2 tRNA genes and 1 rRNA gene are annotated in these 524 nt (G+C 54.2%); all 3 read right to left on the bottom strand.

From position 1 onward, the window contains the following. Positions 1–193: 193 nt before the first annotated feature. Positions 194–269 (bottom strand) — tRNA-Ala (locus AB3X96_RS42625). 47 nt (positions 270–316) lie between these two features. Beyond that, positions 317–393: transfer RNA gene (locus tag AB3X96_RS42620), tRNA-Ile, on the bottom strand. Between the two features lie 74 nt (positions 394–467). Continuing rightward, a 16S ribosomal RNA gene (locus AB3X96_RS42615) occupies positions 468–524 on the bottom strand; the annotation flags it as partial.

Genomic DNA, 524 nt, shown 5'->3' with positions numbered 1-524 from the left:
CGATACAATCACAACCCTGATTCACCTACTCACACACCCATCTCCAGGTACGCTTTCGTGAATCTCTTTACTACTTCTTCCTGATTGTTAAAGAACGACAGCCGATATCACGATTGGATCGTGTACCACGCTGACTGGCTCAATCGCCAATGCGTAACGCTCTGCATCCAGCAGAACCCTGCGCATTGAGGATTGGTGGAGGATGACGGGATCGAACCGACGACCCCCTGCTTGCAAAGCAGGTGCTCTCCCAGCTGAGCTAATCCCCCGGTCATACACCACTCAAGGGTGTCCCAGTCAGCACCACAGACAAAGATGGTGGGTCTGGATGGATTCGAACCATCGACCCCCGCCTTATCAAGACGGTGCTCTAACCGACTGAGCTACAGACCCCTGCGTCTGTCTGCGTTGCTTCTCTAAACCACAGCCGATAAGCGTGAGCGCTTGCGCAGCAATGCAAGCTCTGGAAAGGAGGTGATCCAGCCGCACCTTCCGATACGGCTACCTTGTTACGACTTCACCCC

Origin of the sequence: Paraburkholderia sp. BR13439, assembly GCF_040948805.1 — a bacterium.
GTDB lineage: Bacteria > Pseudomonadota > Gammaproteobacteria > Burkholderiales > Burkholderiaceae > Paraburkholderia > Paraburkholderia youngii.
The sequence above is the reverse complement of the archived record's forward strand: the minus strand, read 5'-3'. Positions and strand labels throughout refer to the sequence as shown.